This window comes from Streptomyces sp. SID5464 (assembly GCF_009862985.1).
GTDB classification, from domain to species: Bacteria; Actinomycetota; Actinomycetes; order Streptomycetales; family Streptomycetaceae; genus Streptomyces; species Streptomyces chartreusis_D.
The window spans coordinates 153,109-153,560 of the sequence record NZ_WWIQ01000021.1; the positions used below are offsets into that span (position 1 = coordinate 153,109).

A 452-nucleotide genomic window follows, 5' to 3' on the forward strand; every position below is an offset into this window, starting at 1 on the left:
GCCTCCGTGTCGACGAAGATGATCCGCGCGTCCTGGAACTGCTTGTCGTCGTCCGCCCACACGTAGTAGTCGCCGTAGGGGCCGTCGGGGTCCTTTCTCGACTCCTGGAACCACGGGTGCTGGTCGCTGGTGTGGTTCATGACGAAGTCGATGATCACGCGCATGCCGCGCTGGTGGGCGGCGTCGACGAACTCCACGAAGTCGGCCAGGTCACCGAACTCCGGCAGGACTGCGGTGTAGTCGGAGACGTCGTAGCCGCCGTCGCGCAGGGGCGATTTGAAGAACGGCGGCAGCCAGAGGCAGTCGACGCCGAGCCACTGGAGGTAGTCGAGCTTGGCGGTCAGGCCCTTCAGGTCACCGACGCCGTCACCGTTGCTGTCCTGGAACGAGCGGACGAGCACCTCGTAGAAGACGGCGCGCTTGAACCACTCCGGGTCCCGGTCCCTGGCGGG

General features: G+C 66.2%; 1 protein-coding gene. It reads right to left on the reverse strand.

Features of this window, described 5'->3' with window-relative positions; all coding sequences use genetic code 11:
- Window positions 1-452, reverse strand: a 452-nt coding sequence (locus tag GTY47_RS14645; RefSeq protein WP_010033291.1) for an alpha-amylase family glycosyl hydrolase, incomplete at both ends; no start/stop codon positions are given.